The 16,972-nt window shown below is 63.8% G+C and carries 15 protein-coding genes; 5 read left to right on the plus strand and 10 right to left on the minus strand.

Features of this window, described 5'->3' with window-relative positions; all coding sequences use genetic code 11:
- Together AC1DN0_RS36410 and AC1DN0_RS36415 are read left to right on the plus strand one after the other, a co-directional pair.
- Positions 1-1,312 (plus strand): helix-turn-helix transcriptional regulator (locus tag AC1DN0_RS36410; protein WP_477146422.1); only part of this gene is annotated, 1,312 nt, incomplete at its 5' end.
- A 202-nt stretch (positions 1,313-1,514) separates the two neighbouring features.
- Entirely contained in the window at positions 1,515-1,847 is a 333-nt protein-coding gene (locus tag AC1DN0_RS36415) for a hypothetical protein (RefSeq protein ID WP_441636117.1), read from the plus strand.
- Positions 1,848-2,091: 244 nt separating this feature from the next.
- On the opposite strand, the gene sorB is transcribed toward AC1DN0_RS36415, so the two are convergent.
- The 5 genes from sorB to AC1DN0_RS36440 all read right to left on the minus strand — a co-directional run bounded on the left by sorB (position 2,092) and on the right by AC1DN0_RS36440 (position 7,314).
- Complete coding sequence (sorB, locus tag AC1DN0_RS36420; protein ID WP_441636118.1) at positions 2,092-2,730, minus strand: SorB family sulfite dehydrogenase c-type cytochrome subunit; 639 nt, start codon at positions 2,728-2,730, stop codon at positions 2,092-2,094.
- Positions 2,731-2,738: 8 nt separating this feature from the next.
- Positions 2,739-3,992, minus strand: coding sequence for a SorA family sulfite dehydrogenase catalytic subunit (sorA, locus tag AC1DN0_RS36425; RefSeq protein ID WP_441636120.1), 1,254 nt, complete (start codon positions 3,990-3,992; stop codon positions 2,739-2,741).
- Between the two features lie 49 nt (positions 3,993-4,041).
- Positions 4,042-5,127 carry a YeiH family protein gene (locus AC1DN0_RS36430; protein ID WP_441636122.1) on the minus strand — a complete coding sequence of 362 codons (1,086 nt, stop codon included), beginning with the start codon at positions 5,125-5,127 and terminating at the stop codon, positions 4,042-4,044.
- Between the two features lie 417 nt (positions 5,128-5,544).
- Positions 5,545-6,264 (minus strand): DsbA family oxidoreductase, encoded by a 720-nt coding sequence (locus AC1DN0_RS36435; protein WP_477112104.1) that lies wholly within the window; start codon positions 6,262-6,264, stop codon positions 5,545-5,547.
- 3 nt (positions 6,265-6,267) lie between these two features.
- Positions 6,268-7,314, minus strand: coding sequence for a Bug family tripartite tricarboxylate transporter substrate binding protein (locus tag AC1DN0_RS36440; protein ID WP_441636126.1), 1,047 nt, complete (start codon positions 7,312-7,314; stop codon positions 6,268-6,270).
- Positions 7,315-7,730: 416 nt separating this feature from the next.
- On the opposite strand from AC1DN0_RS36440, the gene AC1DN0_RS36445 reads away from it, so the two are divergent.
- On the plus strand, positions 7,731-9,389 hold the full coding sequence (locus tag AC1DN0_RS36445) for a fatty acid--CoA ligase (RefSeq protein WP_477112105.1): 1,659 nt from the start codon (positions 7,731-7,733) through the stop codon (positions 9,387-9,389).
- An 89-nt stretch (positions 9,390-9,478) separates the two neighbouring features.
- Positions 9,479-10,717 (plus strand): polyhydroxyalkanoate depolymerase, encoded by a 1,239-nt coding sequence (locus AC1DN0_RS36450; RefSeq protein WP_441636130.1) that lies wholly within the window; start codon positions 9,479-9,481, stop codon positions 10,715-10,717.
- Positions 10,718-10,741: 24 nt separating this feature from the next.
- Here the strand turns inward: AC1DN0_RS36450 and AC1DN0_RS36455 are convergent, their stop codons facing one another.
- Positions 10,742-11,050 carry a Rieske (2Fe-2S) protein gene (locus AC1DN0_RS36455; RefSeq protein ID WP_441636132.1) on the minus strand — a complete coding sequence of 103 codons (309 nt, stop codon included), beginning with the start codon at positions 11,048-11,050 and terminating at the stop codon, positions 10,742-10,744.
- A gap of 379 nt (positions 11,051-11,429) precedes the next feature.
- On the opposite strand from AC1DN0_RS36455, the gene AC1DN0_RS36460 reads away from it, so the two are divergent.
- The gene (locus tag AC1DN0_RS36460; RefSeq protein ID WP_441636134.1) at positions 11,430-12,428 is read left to right on the plus strand and encodes a sulfate ABC transporter substrate-binding protein; all 999 of its coding nucleotides are present in this window, start codon (positions 11,430-11,432) and stop codon (positions 12,426-12,428) included.
- A 43-nt stretch (positions 12,429-12,471) separates the two neighbouring features.
- Here AC1DN0_RS36460 and AC1DN0_RS36465 read toward each other — a convergent pair whose 3' ends face one another.
- The 4 genes from AC1DN0_RS36465 to AC1DN0_RS36480 form a co-directional block, all read right to left on the minus strand.
- Positions 12,472-13,719, minus strand: coding sequence for a cation:proton antiporter (locus AC1DN0_RS36465; RefSeq protein WP_045240468.1), 1,248 nt, complete (start codon positions 13,717-13,719; stop codon positions 12,472-12,474).
- A gap of 335 nt (positions 13,720-14,054) precedes the next feature.
- Positions 14,055-15,884 carry a methyl-accepting chemotaxis protein gene (locus AC1DN0_RS36470; RefSeq protein WP_477146423.1) on the minus strand — a complete coding sequence of 610 codons (1,830 nt, stop codon included), beginning with the start codon at positions 15,882-15,884 and terminating at the stop codon, positions 14,055-14,057.
- Between the two features lie 439 nt (positions 15,885-16,323).
- On the minus strand, positions 16,324-16,722 hold the full coding sequence (locus tag AC1DN0_RS36475; protein ID WP_276290242.1) for a Zn-ribbon domain-containing OB-fold protein: 399 nt from the start codon (positions 16,720-16,722) through the stop codon (positions 16,324-16,326).
- Between the two features lie 4 nt (positions 16,723-16,726).
- A partial coding sequence (locus AC1DN0_RS36480) for a thiolase C-terminal domain-containing protein (protein ID WP_477146424.1) occupies positions 16,727-16,972 on the minus strand: 246 nt, incomplete at its 5' end.

A 16,972-nucleotide genomic window follows, 5' to 3' on the forward strand; every position in this document is an offset into this window, starting at 1 on the left:
CGCCGCCGCCGCCGCCTATTACGCGGACGAGCCGGATTGCATGGCCGCCCTGTTCGATCGCTGGGGGGAGGTACCGCCCGTGAGCGATGCGTGGCTGGTGCAGGCGCATGCCAATCGCCTGGCTGCCCGCGCGTTGATGGCGGGGGAATATGCCAGGGCGCGTCGCTACGAGCAGAACGTACCGCTTGGCGAGTCTGGTCTTGCCTACCGCTATGTCGTCCGCTGGCGCGATTACATCATTGGACTGGCGTACCTGTTCGAGGGCCAGGTCCTGTTGGCGGAGCACACGCTGCGGCCGGCGCTGGGCCGTGCCGACGAAGAACTGGGCCGGCGCCACCCGTTTTCCTGCATGCTTGCCGCACTGCTGGCCACCGCCATTCATGCACGCGACCAGATTGACGAAGCGGCAGCGCTGCTGGCCAATCGACTCGACATCCTGGAGCGCGGCGGCACGCCAGACACGGTGCTGCTCGCTTACCGCACGGCGGCCCGCATTGCAGCTGCCACGGGTGCTGAACATCGCGCCCTTGACTTGCTTGAGACCATGCATGCGGTTGGCGTTGCCCGCAATCTGCCGCGGCTGTGCGTGGCCAGCCTGACCGAGCAGTTGCGGCTGCATAGCGGCTGCTTCCGCTCCGAGACATGCCGGACCCTGCAGCGGCACATCGGCGAGATCGTTGCGGACAATGCCTCGCCCGATTCTCCGATCAGGCAGCGCAGCCTGAACTTGCTCCAGAATCTGGCGCATGCCTATGTCTGCATTGCCGAGCAGGACTGGCGGGCGGCGCAGCAACACCTGGCGCGGGCCGAGGCGGGGGCGGAGGCGATGAAACTCGGGAGCATGCGCGTCGAGATCATGGCGCTGCGGGCGCTGGCGCAGGACCGCTGCGGCGAGAAGGGGCTAGCCTTGCTGCGCGAAGCCATGAATCTTCTGCAGGCGTACGGGATGACGCGCGGCCTGCTCGACGTCAATCCCGCGCTGGCGGACTGGGCGCGCAATAGCGAGATGGAATCGTTCGGTGCGCAGCGTCTTGATCCTGCCAGGCAGGCGCGGGAGGCGGTGCCCGTCACTGCCGAGGCCGGCGCAGACAGGCCGCGTGTGGCGCTTAGCATGGTGCTGACACCGAAAGAGCGTAATGTCCTGGCGTTGCTGGCCCGGCATCTCGCCAACAAGGAAATCGCGCTTGCCATGGGCATCGGGCAGGAGACGGTCAAGTGGCACCTGAAGAACTTGTCGGCCAAGCTGGACGCCGGCACCCGCAAGCAGATCGTGCGCCGGGCGCAGTTGCTGGGCTTGTTGCGAGACGCATAGCGGGAGTGCCGTCGGTCCCGGCCGGCAGCGTGACGTTACCCAGCTAAGACACAGCCTCCCCCCCGTTGCTGGGGGGAGGCTCTTGTCCGAGACATGTTTGAATCGGCCAGATGCTCAGTCCCCCCGGTCGAAGCCGCAGTCACAGCGCATTCATTCGGCCAGAGCATCACTCCGATGCATTTTTTGTCTCTGAAGGACGACCATGGCCTACTCTCTGACCCGAGCCGACTTGAACGGCATCACTGACGCTGAACTGGCGCGTAGTACCGAGAAGCTCCTGCCGAAATGGGACGAGATCCCTGAGGAGTTCCGGAACGGCAATCTTTACACCCAGGTCGCGGACGCTCGCCTTCATGATTACCCGCTGCCGGGCATCTCCATCTCCTTCCTGCCGGGCTTTGAAAACGAAGGCGCCGGCGAGGCGCTGGACCGCTGCGTCACCGCGCACCTGAATGCCTTTGCCGTCAAGCACGAACACAAGATGGCCGCCGTGGGCTACATGATTTCCAAGATCTGCAAGGTGACCGTCGTTTAACCGCCAGCAAGACGCCACCGGCCCCGCCTCGGCCTGCGCCGCGAGTGGGGCTGAGCGGCAGGCATTGCGGCTGATCGGACGCGACATGCCGCTGCTGGCGTTGCCTGGAGTGAAGCATGCCGCCGTGCTGAACGTCATCGCCAACGTATTGGATGACAAAGGCGTGCCGATGCCGGCCTGGAACCGGCCAGGCCTGCGCGTATTCGCCCGCTACGGCGCGCCAGGCGCCAGGAATCCGAGGCTGCTACTTTGTCAGCACCCAGTTGGCCAGGGTTTTCAGTTCCGCGTCGCTTAGTTGCGGGAACCCGGGCATGGGAACGGCGCCCCACTTCCCGCTGCCGCCGGCCCGAATGCTCTGCATCAGTTGCGTGGCCGCATCCGGCTTGCCGGCGTATTTCGCCGCGACATCATGCAGCGCTGGCCCGACCACCTTCTTGTCGACAGCGTGGCAAGCGGTGCAGTTGTTCGCACTTAGCAGGCTCCTGGCATCCTGCGGCGCTGCGGATGTCTGCGCGGCAGGGTGCGCGCCAACGGCTCCCTGGCTGTCCTTGCCCCGTTCGGCGCCGTAGGTGTTGACCAGATAGTCGACCATGGCCGGCATGTCTTCGTCCTTCAGCGGTGCGCCAAAGGGCTTCTTCATCTTCTTTACCGTGGCTTCCCAGTAGGTGCGCGTCGATGACGGCGGCTGGCTCTGCACGTATTGCGCGGAGTGGCAGGTCATACAGTTCTGCTGTACCAGGCGGTACCCTGGGAGCTCGCTGGCCCGATAGCCGGCGGTTTCCGCAGGGAGCGTGACTTCCAGTGCAAAGGCAGCGGGAATGCCGCTCAACACCGCCAACGTGGCGATAAGGCCGGCGCGCACCAGCTTATGCGGATTCTTCATGGTGTCCCTCATACGGCGCTGACGCGGGTGGTTTCCACCACGTTGCGCATATAGCCAGCCGGATTCCAGAGTGCATTGAGCGGCTGGCTTTGGCCAATTCGATTGGTGGCGCGTACGCGCAGCTCGAAGCTTCCCTTGCGCGGCGGGCGGAAGGCCACGCTCCATTCCCGGAAGGAGTAGCGGCCAAGATCCTTGCCCAGACGCGCCGCGCTCCAGGTCTGCCCGCCATCGGCGGAGAAGGCTACGTCGGAAACACCGTACCCACCGTCGAATGCGATGCCGCGCACGACTGTCTCATGGCCGGCCGAGATCTTGCTGCCGGTCTGCAGGCTGGTGATGAAGGAGCGAACATTGAAGCGGCCAATCGGCGTTGTGCGCGCGGGCGCCTTGCCCGGTTCGACGCATGCGCAGCCGTTGTCGGGAATGCGATACGCCGCGCTCATCCAGAAGCCATCGAAGACGCCGTCAAGCACCTGGATATTCGAAAGGTGCTTCACCCAGTAGGTGCCATAGTGACCCGGTACCACCAGGCGGAGCGGATAGCCATTGAGCAAGGGCAAGTCCGCCCCGTTCATGCCCCATGCCAGCATCACCTCGCCATCCAGCGCGTGATCGATATGCAGTGCTTTCAGGAAGTCCGGACTGCCATCCAGCGGCGGACGGTCCAGTCCGTCAAAGCTGACCTGCACGGCACCCGGCTGCACGCCAGCCTTTTCCAGTACTTTTTTCAGCGGAATCCCCATCCATCTGGCATTGCCCATGGCACCGTTTGCCAGCTGCCCGCCATTGACGCGCGGCTCTAGAAAGCCGCGGCTATTCCCGGAGCACTGGTTGACCGCCACCAGTTCAACGGGGTCGGTCATGCGTTTCAGGTCCGCCAGCGACAATGCCAGCGGATTCGCAACCTTGCCGCCCACTTGCAGCCGGTAGCTGTCGGGATCGATGGACGTGGGAATGCCGCTCCAGTGGTATCGCACGAAGAATGCATCGTTCGGCGTGAGGACGCCTTCGTTGAATACGCTGAATGGTGTCTCGAGCTGCGGGGGGCGGCTGGTAAGGAGGATCAGCGGGCGTTTTTGGGGGAATGCCACCAGTTCGCGCGTGCCGTTGTCGAACGGCAAGTCCACGGTGCCTGCATTCGCGGTCGCCATTGCATCGAACGCCATGCCGCCCAGCGCCGCATGCGCACCGAGTGCGGCCGCACCGCGCAGGAAGGTGCGCCGCGTGGGCAGCACTTGCTCAGGATTCTTACGGTTCTCCACTATTTCTCCTCTTCGGTTGGTCTTCTTCTCGCTTCTTATCCGCCGTCGCTCAGGCCGTGAACCAGCACAGGGCGGCGCCACCTGCAATCAGGAACACGAACAAGATGCCCGCCAGGATCATGGGTGCGCGTCCGGTCCGGACCAGGTCAATCAAACGCGTTTGCAGGCCGATCGCAAGCATGGCGGTGGCAAGCAGCCAGTTGTCCAGTGCGATCAGCCCGGGCTTCCAGGCAGGCGGGACCATGCCGGCGGAGTTGATGGCCATCACGGCAACAAAACCAAGGGCAAACCACGGCACCGAGCGCAGGAGACCGGACCAGCCGGCACCGCCCGTATCGAGACCTTGCTTGCGGTCGCTTGCGCGGGTCCACAGCGCCATGATCAGCAGCAGGGGGCCGAGCGCCAGCACGCGTACCATCTTGGCAACGACGGCGGCATCGGCGGTCGCGTCGCTGACCATCTTGCCGGAGGCAATGACCTGCGCTACCTCATGCAAGGTCGCGCCGGTGAAGATGCCGAATGTGCGTTCGCTGACCGCGAAGTGCATGTGGCCCACGGCGAGGTCGAACAGGTAAGGGTAGAGCACCATGCCCACAGTCCCGAACAGCACGACCGTAGCCACGGCAACGGCAGTCTGGCGATTGTCGGTCTTGACCACTGAAGCCATGGCAATCGCGGCGGCAGCCCCGCAAACAGCGCTCCCCGCGCTGACCACAAGCGCTTCGCGCCGTTCGAGGCCCAGCAGCCTGACGCCGATCCAGGTACCCAGCAGCAAGGTCGAGACCAGCATGGCCAGGGGAATCAGGACACCCGCGAGGCCCAGCGCAACGATCGCGTCGAAGGTCAGGCGCAGGCCATACAGCCCCACACCCAGGCGCAGCATGTGATGCCGCGCGACCTGCATGCCCGGCGCCAGCGGCGTGAGCCAGTCGCGCGGCAACGTGTTCCCGGCGAACATGCCTGCGAACATGGCGAGTGTCAGGGCGCTCAGGCCCATCTTGGCGATGGCCGGATGCTCTGAAAGCTGAAGCGCCAGCCAGGCGGTAAATCCCAGAGGCAGAAGCGTAAGCAGGCGATTCCGCCAGTTCAGGGCGGCGGAGACGGGGGGGCTGCTGGCTTGTGCGATGGAAGACATGGGGGAGCTTTTCTATGTTGATATGCGAGCGTAGAGCGCCTGGCTAAATCGGAAAAACGCGAAATTTGGATATCCCTTACCGGTTTTGTCGATAGGGGGTCAAAACGCGCTTCCTGCCGATGCGCCGCAGCGCCGGTTTCCGCATCGGCGCATCTCGTCGCCTGACTGGAGCCGCGGCTGGAATGGGCAGGGCGCGTTCCGGCGACAGTGAGCAATGGCGAAAAAAAAAGCTCGCATCTGGAATCCCGGATGCGAGCCCGAATGCCAAGAACCCGATGCCCAGTCTAGTCCTCGCAATGTAGGTGATTGCCCCCTGTCGCGGGGGGGGGCAGCGACGCGATCGCCGGGCTCCCGTGTAACAAATCGCGCATTCGCACACGGCACCGTTCTCCCGCACCGCGTCGGCTTTGAGCGGCTTCAGCCTCGAACCGAGCGCAACATCGCTTCGAAAATCGTGTCCGGCGGATGGGCGCCGGAAAGCGCTTGTGTGCCGTTGAAGACAAAGCAGGGGACGCCGCTGATGGCATAACCGGCAGGCGGTAGTTGACGTACCAACCCGCCATGCCGGCCGGGGGACGCTCCGAGATGCTCGGCCAGCCCTTGTCGGTCCAGTCCGCTATCCAGTCCCAAGCGTTCCAGGACGGAGAAGTCGCCGATATCCTCTCCGTCCATGAAATAGGCGCAAAACAGGCGTTCTATCAATGCCGCCACTTGCACTTCGTCGCCATGCCCCGCGGCATGGGCGACCAGATCATGTGCGGCCGCCGTGTTAGGCAGGAGGGCGATCCGCTCGAAGTTGAAATCGACGCCAGCGGCGCTGCCGGCTTGCCGCACCTGGGCACGACGCCTGGCGATCGCGTCAAGACTGCCAAGGCGTGCAAGGTAGAAGGCTTGGTAGTCGAAGCCGCCAACCGGTGTGTCCGGCAACAACTGATGCGAGCGCCACAGCAGCTTCAGACTCACGTCAGGCCGTGCTTCGGCCAGACGGCTCGCGGCAACCTGCAGGTTGCGCTTGCCAATCAGGCACCAGGGACAGACAAAGTCGAAGAAGACTTCGATCGTCAATGTGTGACCCATGCCATCGGGCTCGGTTTTCGCGGGCGCGGCGCTTAGGCTCATATCGATAACGTCTGGCATCTGTTATTCGGGCTTGAAGTCTATCGCCTTCAGCAGCGCACCCTGGCGCTCGTGGGCAGCGTGAAGCGAGGCGCTTAGCTCAGCCTGGCTCTTGGGGAGCCCTGCATCCAGGCCCAGTTCGGCAATGCGATCCCGCACGGCGGGCGTTTCGAGTACCTTGCGGGTTGCGGCGCGCAGGCGTTCCTGAATCGCTTCCGGCACGTCCGGTGTTGCCCAGAGTCCTATCCACGCTACCTGATTGAGCCCCGGATATCCGAGTTCCGTGAATGTGGGTACTTGCGGCAGCACGGCGAGACGCTTCGGCGAACTGACGGCGAACGCATGGAGCTTGCCGGCCTTGATCAGCGGTAGCGACGTTGCGGTGCCGTCGAACATCAGCGGGACATGCCCCCCCATGACGTCCTGTAGCGCTGGCGGAGAGCCTTTGTACCCGACATGGCTCATGTCGATACCGGCAAGCCGATTCAGTTGCAGGCCCATGGTGTGCCCAAGCATGCCGCTGCTGTAGGACGCGTAGTTGACGCTGGCCGGGTGGGCCTTGATGTATCGAATCAGTTCGGGAAGGTCCCTGGCGGGCAACTTCGGGTTGCCAACAAGCACCAGGCCGCCACGCGCCAGTTCCGCCAGTGGCTTGATGTCGTTGAAGGGATCAAAGCGGAGCTTTGATAGAAAAGGGATTTCGGAAGCGATGCCGTCCTGGATGACAAGGAGTGTATAGCCGTCATGCGGTGCCGCCAGAACGTCTTGTACCGCGATCGCGCCGAAACCTCCCGGCTTGGAATCAACGATAAAGCTCTGGCCAAGCTGCTTGCTCAGGCCGTCGGCAAGGCTGCGGGCAAGCATATCGGCAGTGCCTCCCGGGGGCGCGGCGGTGACGATGCGCACGGGCTTCGCAGGCCATGCCTGGGCAACGGCTTGTTGAGAAGCGAAGCAGAGGGCCATTGCCCCGCCAGCCATTAGCGCGCGACCGTTCCTGTTGAACCAACCAATGCATTTCATGTGAGTCTCCTGGTTATTCTTGCGGCATCCGCGATGCGGGCGACGCGCCACGCTACCGGCGAGCGGTCTCGCCCCGCCGCGAAGGTTGCTACCCCGCACTTTGGTGAAGTGTTCCTGGGTACCTGTCGCCAGTATTCTGATGCTGGCGAGTGCGGCGTCCCCCCCCAGCAGTGGGGGGGAGCCGCGGCGATTGTCCTGCAGAATTCAGGGCAGCAGGCTTACTTCATGCCACCTTCAGACCCAGGCTCCGGCCGGACAAGCTGAAGTAGGCTGCCAGCCTTTGCGCCGGAACACGCATCAGCCGGCGCAGGTAACGACGATCGCCAGCCTGGCACGTCCCACGCGCGCATCAAACGCGCGGCGGGCGCCGTACTCAGCGAACCATGGGGCGCTGTGCAAACGCACGGTTCGCACGCTGCATGGCCTGGCAAAGATACACACCCACCAAAACTACCAGGAGACCCTCCATGCAAGCTTTTGACCCAGCCTCGAGCCAGATTGCGGCAACCCCGTCGGCCTATGATTACCCGTTGCTTGTCGGGCAGTTGCTTCTGAACTCCGTCAGCCTCTATGGCGACCAGGAAATTACCTACTGCGCAGAACAGCGCTTTACCTTCGGGCAGTTCCGCCAGCGCATCGGACGGCTTGCATCCGCGCTTGCCGCGCAAGGCGTGGCGCATGGAGGCACGGTTGCCGTCATGGATTGGGACAGCCACCGGTATCTTGAGAGCTATTTCGCGATCCCGATGATGGGCGCCCGACTATTTACCGTCAACGTGCGCATCTCGCCCAAGCAAATTGCCTACACGCTGAATGACTCCGGCGCCGAAGTGATCCTGGCACACGCCGACTTCCTTCCGCTGCTGGAGGAAATCCGATCCGAATTGCGCCATGTCCGCAAGATCATCACGATTGCCGACGGTCAGTCGCTGCCCGAAATCAGCCTGCCGGTCGCAGGAGAATACGAGGCGCTGCTCAGCCAGGCATCGCCCGACTTTGCATTCCAGGACTTTGACGAGAAGACCACGGCGGCCATCTTCTATACGACCGGCACCACCGGCGATCCGAAGGGCGTGAGCTACAGTCACCGTCAGATCGTCCTGCATACGCTCGCGACAGCGACCACTCTGTGCGCGCCGCGAGAGGGCCAGAGACTGCATCGCGAAGACGTCTACATGCCCATCACACCCATGTTCCATGTGCTGGCGTGGGGCATGCCCTATGTCGCCGTCATGCTCGGTCTCAAGATCGTGCTTCCCGGCAGGTATTTGCCGGAAACCCTGCTACGGCTGCGCAAGACAGAAAGCGTGACGTTCTCCCATTGCGTGCCTACCATTCTGCAGATGCTGTTGCAACAGGCTCGCGAGCAGGAGACGGATCTGCGCGGATGGAAGATGATCATCGGTGGCTCCGCGCTGTCGGCATCGCTCTGCAAGGCCGCGGTCACGGAAGGCATCGACGTCTTCGCCGGCTATGGCATGTCGGAGACTGGGCCGATCGTCGCGCTGTCTCAGTTCCCGCCGGGCGTGGCTCCTGAAGACATCGATGAAAGCGTGCGCCTGCGCTGCATGACCGGCAGGCCGGTTCCCCTGACCGATTTTCGTGTTGTCGATAGCGAGATGCGGGATGTGCCGCGCGACGGCAAGACGCAGGGAGAGATCGTGTTGCGCTCGCCTTACCTGACCCTGGGATACCTTGGCAAGCCCGAGGCCTCGGAGGAACTCTGGGCGGGGGGCTACCTGCATACCCAGGACGTGGCGGTCATGTTGCCGGATGGATACATACAGGTCGTTGACCGTCTCAAGGACGTCATCAAGACAGGTGGTGAGTGGGTGTCTTCCATCGAAGTCGAGCATTTGATCTGCGGGATTCCCGGTGTGCGTGAAAGCGCGGTGATCGGCGCGCCGGACGAAAAATGGGGCGAACGCCCTATGGCCGTCGTGTGCGTCAGCGATGAGGGCCTGACTGTCGAGGATATTCGCCGCCACTTGCAGCATTACGTCGACGAAAAGCGGATCAGCCGATACGCCGTGCCGGATTCGCAGCGAATCGTATTCGTCGCCGAGATCCCGAAGACCAGCGTAGGGAAAATCGATAAGAAGCAACTGCGGAAGAATCTGCTATAGCTGACCAATAGCTGACGAAGTGCRCAGCCGAGTTTTCTTCTATCTGGAAAAACGCTGAAGAAAAAAGGATTATCCCGGGGGAAATAACCATGCTTTACCAGCTCCATGAATTCCAGCGCTCGATGCTCCACCCGCTTACCGCGTGGGCGCAGGCTACAGCCAAGACCTTCACCAATCCCCTGAGTCCGCTTTCCCTGGTGCCAGGCGCCACGCGCCTGGCCGCGGGCTACGAACTGCTCTACCGGCTCGGCAAGGAATACGAGAAGCCGGCCTTCGATATCAGGTCGGTACGCTCCAACGGCAGGGACATCCCGATCGTCGAACAGACCATCATCGAAAAGCCCTTCTGCAAACTGGTGCGCTTCAAGCGCTACGCGGACGACCCCGATACCATCAGGCTGCTCAAGGATGAGCCGGTCGTACTGGTGTGCGCGCCCCTGTCGGGCCACCATTCCACGCTGCTGCGCGACACGGTGAAAACCTTGCTGCGGGATCACAAGGTCTATGTGACCGACTGGATCGATGCCCGCATGGTGCCGGTCGAGGACGGCAGTTTTGGCCTGGTCGACTACATCCATTACATCCAGGAATTCATCCGCCACATCGGCGCGGAACACCTGCATGTGATCTCGGTGTGCCAGCCTACGGTGCCGGTGCTCGCGGCCATCTCCCTGCTGGCCTCGGCCGGCGAGAAGACGCCCAAGACCATGACCATGATGGGCGGTCCGATCGATGCGCGGCGCAGTCCGACCGCGGTGAATTCGCTGGCGACCAACAAGTCGTTCAAGTGGTTCGAAAATAATGTGATTCACACGGTGCCGGCGAATTACCCCGGGCATGGCCGCAAGGTGTATCCGGGCTTTTTGCAGCACGCAGGCTTCGTCGCGATGAACCCGGACCGTCACCTGACTTCGCACTACGACTATTACCTGAACCTGGTCGAAGGCGATGCCGACGACGCGGAAGCCCATGTGCGCTTCTACGACGAATACAACGCGGTGCTGGATATCGACGCCGAGTTCTACCTCGACACCATCCGCGAGGTATTCCAGGAATTCCGCCTTGCCAACGGCACCTGGGAAGTCGACGGCAAGCCGGTGCGGCCGCAGGACATCAAGGGCACTCTGCTGTTGACCATCGAAGGCGAACTGGACGACATCTCGGGCGCCGGCCAGACGGCGGCGGCGCACGAGTTGTGCACTGGCATCGCGCGAGAGGGCAAGAAGCACATTACCGCCGCCGGGTGCGGCCACTATGGCATCTTCTCTGGCCGCCGCTGGCGCGAGGACATTTACCCGGAAGTCCGGGCATTCATTCGTAACGCCTAGAGCGTCCGCCCGGCTGGGGGCGCGTCAGTCGTCGGGTGCCGCAACCGTAACCATCCCGCCGGAAACGGTTACCGGGTAGCACTTGACCGCCAGGGCGGCGTTACCCGCCATGTGGCCGGTTGCCAGGTTGAACCGCAAGCCATGCGCTCGGCACTGGACGGTGGTGCCGTCGACTTTGCCCCCCGCCAGCGATGCGCCGGCGTGGGGGCAACTGTCGGCCAGTGCGTGGACATGTCCATTGACATGGAACACCGCGACTTCATGCGTGCCAATGCGGAGCAGCCGGCAGCGGCCGTCCGGGATGTCGGTCAAGGCAAGGGTGACTTCGGTCATCTCACGTCCTGTGAAATAGTTCTTAGTGGCGCCGGCGCCGGCAGAAGCGGCTACAGCAATGGCGCCGCAAGGCGTCTGCGTTTCCGGCTTGCGGCGCGGGTGCGAAGCTGGGAGGACTGCGGGAGGCCTCTCGACGCAGCCTTGATGATAGGCGCCTGCCATGGCGGTAGCCCCCCCACGGCGGGTAGGGGAAGGACAGGAGCCGTTGAGCGAGCGCCGGATCATGTTCTTTCTTTGGACGCCCGGCTGTCGACCGTCTATCGACATGCGGAAAGCTTCGTTCCGTCCCGGTTGCCTTGCTGTGGACAATGAAAGGTCGCGCGCGCGTCGGCTCTTGCGGCGCGGCGCCGCTTCCTCTCATCCAACCACCGTCCACCACATGCCAATCCTCCTGCACCGTCTCCTTGCCACGGGCCTGCTGCTCGGCGCGGCCTTGCCCGCGCTGGCCGACACCGCCATCCTCAACGCCGGCTATGACGTCACCCGCGAGCTGTACCGCGAGATAAACCCTGGTTTTGTCGCCAACTGGAAGCAGGCGAGCGGCGAGACGCTCGTCGTCAACCAGTCGCACGGCGGCTCCAGCAAGCAGGCGCGTTCGGTGGCCGATGGCCTGGAGGCCGACGTGGTGACGATGAACCAGGAGACCGATATCGACATCCTGGTGCAACGCGGCGTGGTGGTGCAGGACTGGAAGAAGCGCTTGCCCGACAATGCCGCGCCGTACTACTCCACCATCGTGTTCCTGGTACGCAAGGGCAATCCCAAGCGCATCCTGGACTGGGAGGACCTGGGCCGCTCGGGCGTGCAGGTGATCGTGCCCAATCCCAAGACCTCGGGCAACGGGCGCTACACCTATCTGGCGGCGTGGGGCGCGGCCATCCGCAAGGGCGGCAGCGAGGCGCAGGCGCGCGACGCGGTGAGCCGGCTGTTCCGCAATGTGCCGGTGCTCGATACGGGCGGCCGGGGCGCGACCACCAGTTTTACGCAGCGCCAGCTTGGCGATGTGCTGGCCACCTTCGAGAGCGAGGTGCACCAGATCCGCAAGGAACTGGGGGACAATTTCGAGGTGGTGTATCCGAGCCAGTCGATCATCGCGGAGGCGCCGGTGGCCGTGGTCGACAAGGTGGTGGACAAGCGCGGCACGCGCAAGGTGGCGACGGCTTACCTGCAATACCTGTGGTCCGATGCCGGCCAGGACGTGATCGCCCGCCAGTTCTACCGGCCGCGTTCGGCGGCCGTGCTAAAAACCCACGCGGCGCTGTTCCGGCCGATCCAGCTGTTCTCCGTGAGCGATGTGTTCGGTAGCTGGGCCCAGGCCCAGAGCCGGCATTTCGCCGATGGCGGCGAATTCGACAAGATCTACCAGAGCCGTCTGTAAGGCCGATGCGCGCGCCGGATGCGCTCCGCCGCGCGCCTTGCGGCTATCGCTTCGCGTTCAGGCCATTCAGGTGCCTGACCAGCTTGCCCAGCGTGGTGGCCTGGATCAGCAGGCTGAACACCACCACCAGGTAGGTCACGCCGATCAGCATCTCGCGGCCCGGGAACTCCGGCAGCGATAGCGCCAGCGCGATCGAGATGCCGCCGCGCAGGCCGCCCCAGGTCATGATGGTGGCCGAGTGCGGATTGAGCCGGCGGAAGTTCTGCAGCGCCAGCAGCGGGATGGCCACGCTGATGCCGCGCGCCAGCAGCACCACGGGAATCGCCGCGAGCCCCAGCCAGACGATATGCAGCTGCAGGGACAGGGCGATGATCTCCAGCCCGATCAGGCCGAACAACACCAGGTTGAGCAACTCGTCGAGCAGGCCCCAGAAGTTGAACAAATGCTCGCGCGTCTTTTCCGACATCGACTTGGTGGCGCTGTGATTACCGATCACCAGGCCCATGATGACCACCGACAGCGGCGCCGACACGTGTACCACTTCGGCCAGGCTGTAGCCGCCGGTGGCCAGCGCCAGCGTGATCAGGATCTCGACGGGATAGCTGTCGATACCCCGCAGCAGCAGCGATGCCACGTAGCCGACCACGATGCCCAGCGCCACGGCGCCAAGCACTTCGCGCACCAGCGCCACCGCCACATGGGAGGGAGAGAAATCGGTGGCGCCGGTGGCCAGGCCCACCAGCGTCAGGAACGCCACCACCGCGGTGCCGTCGTTGAACAGGGACTCGCCGGCAATCTTGGTTTCCAGGCTTTCCGGCGCGCCCGCGCTCTTGAGCACGCTCAGCACGGCGATCGGGTCGGTGGGAGAAATCAGGGCGCCGAATACCAGGCACCACAGCAGGCTGATCGGGTGGCCGAGCCATTGCGCCACATAGTAGAAGCCGGCACCGACCGCGGCGGTGGAGATCACCACGCCCACGGTGGCCAGCATGATCACGGCCCGGCGCTGACGGCGCATGCGTGAGAGGTCGACGTGGAGGGCGCCGGCAAACAGCAGCAGGCTGAGCAGGCCATGGAACACAACATCGGAGAAATCGATCTGGGCCACCAGCTTGCGGGCCTGCGCGACCATTTCAGGATGGTTGAAGCCGAGGATGGAGACGCTCAGGCAGGCCACCAGGCCGACGGCAGTGATGCCCAATGTATCGGGCAGCTTGATAAAGCGGTGGTTGATGACGCCAAAAATGGCGATGAGGGTGAAAAGGGCGCCGGTCCCTTGGAACACAGTCATGCGAGGGGGGTCTCCTGCCTTACAGGCATTGCGAGGTGGATGAGGCCGCGTTCGGATCGTGCCTGGACGCGGCGAAGTGTATTTTATGCCACGTGCAAGCTGCCAGTATTTGGGATATTTCTTCAAATGCGGTTGGAAGGTTGGAAAGGAGGGAAGGGACGCTTCTTTCTGGGCAGCTTTGCGGCCCACCACGGCGTATGTCCTCTCCGAATGAAAAGAGGGTTCAGCCGTAGCGGAGCCCTCTCTTTCCAAATCTCCCCCTGAGGGGAGAGAGTGAAGTGGACGCCGTCGTCATTGCAGACGGCTTTGGCACATGCCGCCTCCTGTCCGGCGCTTCAGGCTACGGCCCTGGCGTCGCCATGGGCCCTGGCCAGCCGGAACTGGCTCACCGCATCGGCAAGCTTGTTGGCTTGCTCATGCAGGAAGCCGGCAGCGGCCGACGCTTGCTCGACCAGCGCCGCATTCTGTTGCGTCGTGTTGTCGAGCTGGCCCACGGCCTGGTTGACCTGCATGATGCCGACGCTTTGCTCGCTGCCGGCGGCCGAGATTTCCCGAAGCACCTGCTCGACCTGCTTCACGCTGGCGACGATGCTGTTCATGGTTTCCCCTGCTTCCTGCACAAGGTCCGCGCCCGAATCCACCTTCGCCACCGACTTGCTGATCAAGGCCTTGATTTCCTTGGCGGCCTGCGCGCTGCGTTGCGCAAGGGTGCGGACTTCGCCGGCCACCACGGCGAACCCGCGGCCTTGTTCACCGGCGCGGGCGGCTTCCACGGCGGCGTTCAGCGCCAGGATATTGGTCTGGAATGCGATGCCGTCGATGACACCGATGATGTCGTGGATCTTGGCCGATGCCGTGGAAATCTCCTGCATCGTGGTCACCACCCGCGCAACGGCTTCGCCCCCCCGGTTGGCGACCTGCGAGGCCGAGGCGGCCAGCTCGCCGGCGCGCACGGCGGCTTCGGCCGAGTTCTGCACGGTGCCGGTAAGCTGGTCCATGGACGCGGCCGTCTGTTCCAGGCTGGCGGCGGCCTGCTCGGTGCGCGATGAAAGATCGATATTGCCCTGGGAGATTTCCGCGGCCGCGGTCCGCACGGATTCGCTGCTGTCGCGGATATCGATCAGGACGGTYGACAGCTTGTCGGCAAACTGATTGAACGAGCGGGCGATCTGGGCGACTTCGTCTTCTCCGTCAGCGGGCAGCCGCTTGGTCAGGTCGCCGTGCCCGGAGCCGATCTCATCCATCGCTTCGCGCACCTGGGACAGCCGCCGGAACGCCGAGGCAGTCATCACGGAGCCCACACCGGCCGCGAGACACGCCACGACCACCAGCGTCATGAACATGGCCCGCAGCACACTACGCAGACCGGCCAGGGCCTCTCCCTCATCCATGGCGACAACCAGTTCCCAGTCCGAATTCTTCACCGGCTCCGCATGGAGCAGCTTGGCGGCGCCGGCAATCTTCACCGCGAGTGGCTTCTCGGGATCGGCCAGGCTGCCGAGCGCGTTCGTTGTCAACTCGGCGGACAGGTCGGTGGCCGGCTTGAGGTTGAGCTTCGCATCGGGATGCGCAACGATGCGGCCGTTGTTGTCAGCCAGGAAGGCGAAGCTGGCAGGGGTGGGGTGGATGCCCGTCACGATGGAAGTGAYGGCATCCAGGTTCACGTCGGCGGCCACGACGGCCTTCAGCTCGCCATTGGCCAACACCGGCAGGGCCAGCGTCACCACGAGTTTCTTCGAGGCAATGTCCTCATAGGGTTGCGTGATCACCAGCTTGCCGGTCTTGACGGCAGCCTGGTACCACGGGCGGCCCGTGGGGTCGTAACCGGCGGGGATGCCAAGGTCGCGGGAGAATACGGCGCGCTTGTCGGGAAAGCCGGCGTAAGCCACGACAAAGCCGCCGGATTTCTCCAGTTGCGTGACCGCGGACATGGGGTCGCTGGCGAGGCTCTCAGGGGAAACTGCTTCCACCATGGCGGCTCTCGCGGTCAGCCATTCGGTGATGGCCTGGGCGTTGCCTTGGGTGATTGTGGCGAGGTTTTGCCTCAGGGCGCGTTCGTCGCTGTGCTTCGTGACAACGTAGGTGATGGCGGTGGATGCGGACAGGGCGGTGACAACAATGGCGACACAGGTCGCCGTAATGCGTGTACGTAGCGAGAGAAGCATGCGCGATGGGTAGGGGGCGGTTGTGGAAAAAGGCCTCCGACAATTTTGTTGTCGGCCAGCATGCCCCGGCTAACGGAAGGCTGTTGGAGAACTGTAGGGCTGGAGCGGAAATGAGAAGACATTTCGCTGCGCGGGGGAATCCTGGGGGCAGGCGCGTGATGAATTCGTCGCTATTGCGCGTTGAAAACGCTCTCGCTGCCTGTCTGGTGTCCCGGACATTCAGGCGCTGGAAAGCCCTGTGCTTTCTTGCCAGCTACGCCCTGGCCGCCCGCTTCCGATAGGAAACGACGCACAGGAATCCAGACTTCGGACCACGCCGGCGCGGTGTCGGCTGCATGGACGGCATCGGGGAGGAGCCAGCCGTCCGGAGGCGGCGTGGACTGATGCCCATGTGAGTGGCGCCGCGGCCGGGCCGCGGGCCTTCTTGCGCTGACGCCGCTCAGCGCGGCGTGAAGGTGGGCATGGGCGGCCCATCCTCCGTCGGCGTGAACACGAGTTTCACTTCCTGCCCGATACGCACGGTATCCAGGTCGCAATCCACGATGTTGGTCATCATGGTCACGCCCTCTTCCAGCGCCACATAGGCAATGCAGAAGGGCGTGGGACCCGCACGGCGCGTGACGCTGAACGAGTAGACGGTGCCGCGGCCCGAGGCCTGCTTCCATTCGGTCTCGCCCATGCAGAACGGGCACAGCGTGCGCGGGTACCAGTGCGGCTTGCCGCAGGACTTGCAGTGCTTGACCAGCAGGCGGCCCTCACGCGCGGCTTCCCAGAACTCGGTATTGTCCGGCGCGACTTGCGGCGACTTGAGGGGAGTGGCTGTGTAAGGTGTGCTCATCTTGTTACTCCCGTTCCATGATCAAGGTGGCGCTGCCATGGCGCGAGCCGAGATAGCCGCCGGTGCCCTGGGCCAGCGCCAGGTCGCAGTTCCTGACCTGTACGGCTGGGTGCGCTTCGCCGCGCAACTGGCGCACGGCCTCGATCACCTTGGTGATGCCGCCGCGGTTGGCGGGATGGTTGTTGCACAGGCCGCCGCCGTCGGTATTGAAGGGCAGCTTGCCCACGCCGGAAATCAGGTTGCCGTCGGC

It is taken from the genome of Cupriavidus sp. 05N39 (assembly GCF_056397325.1).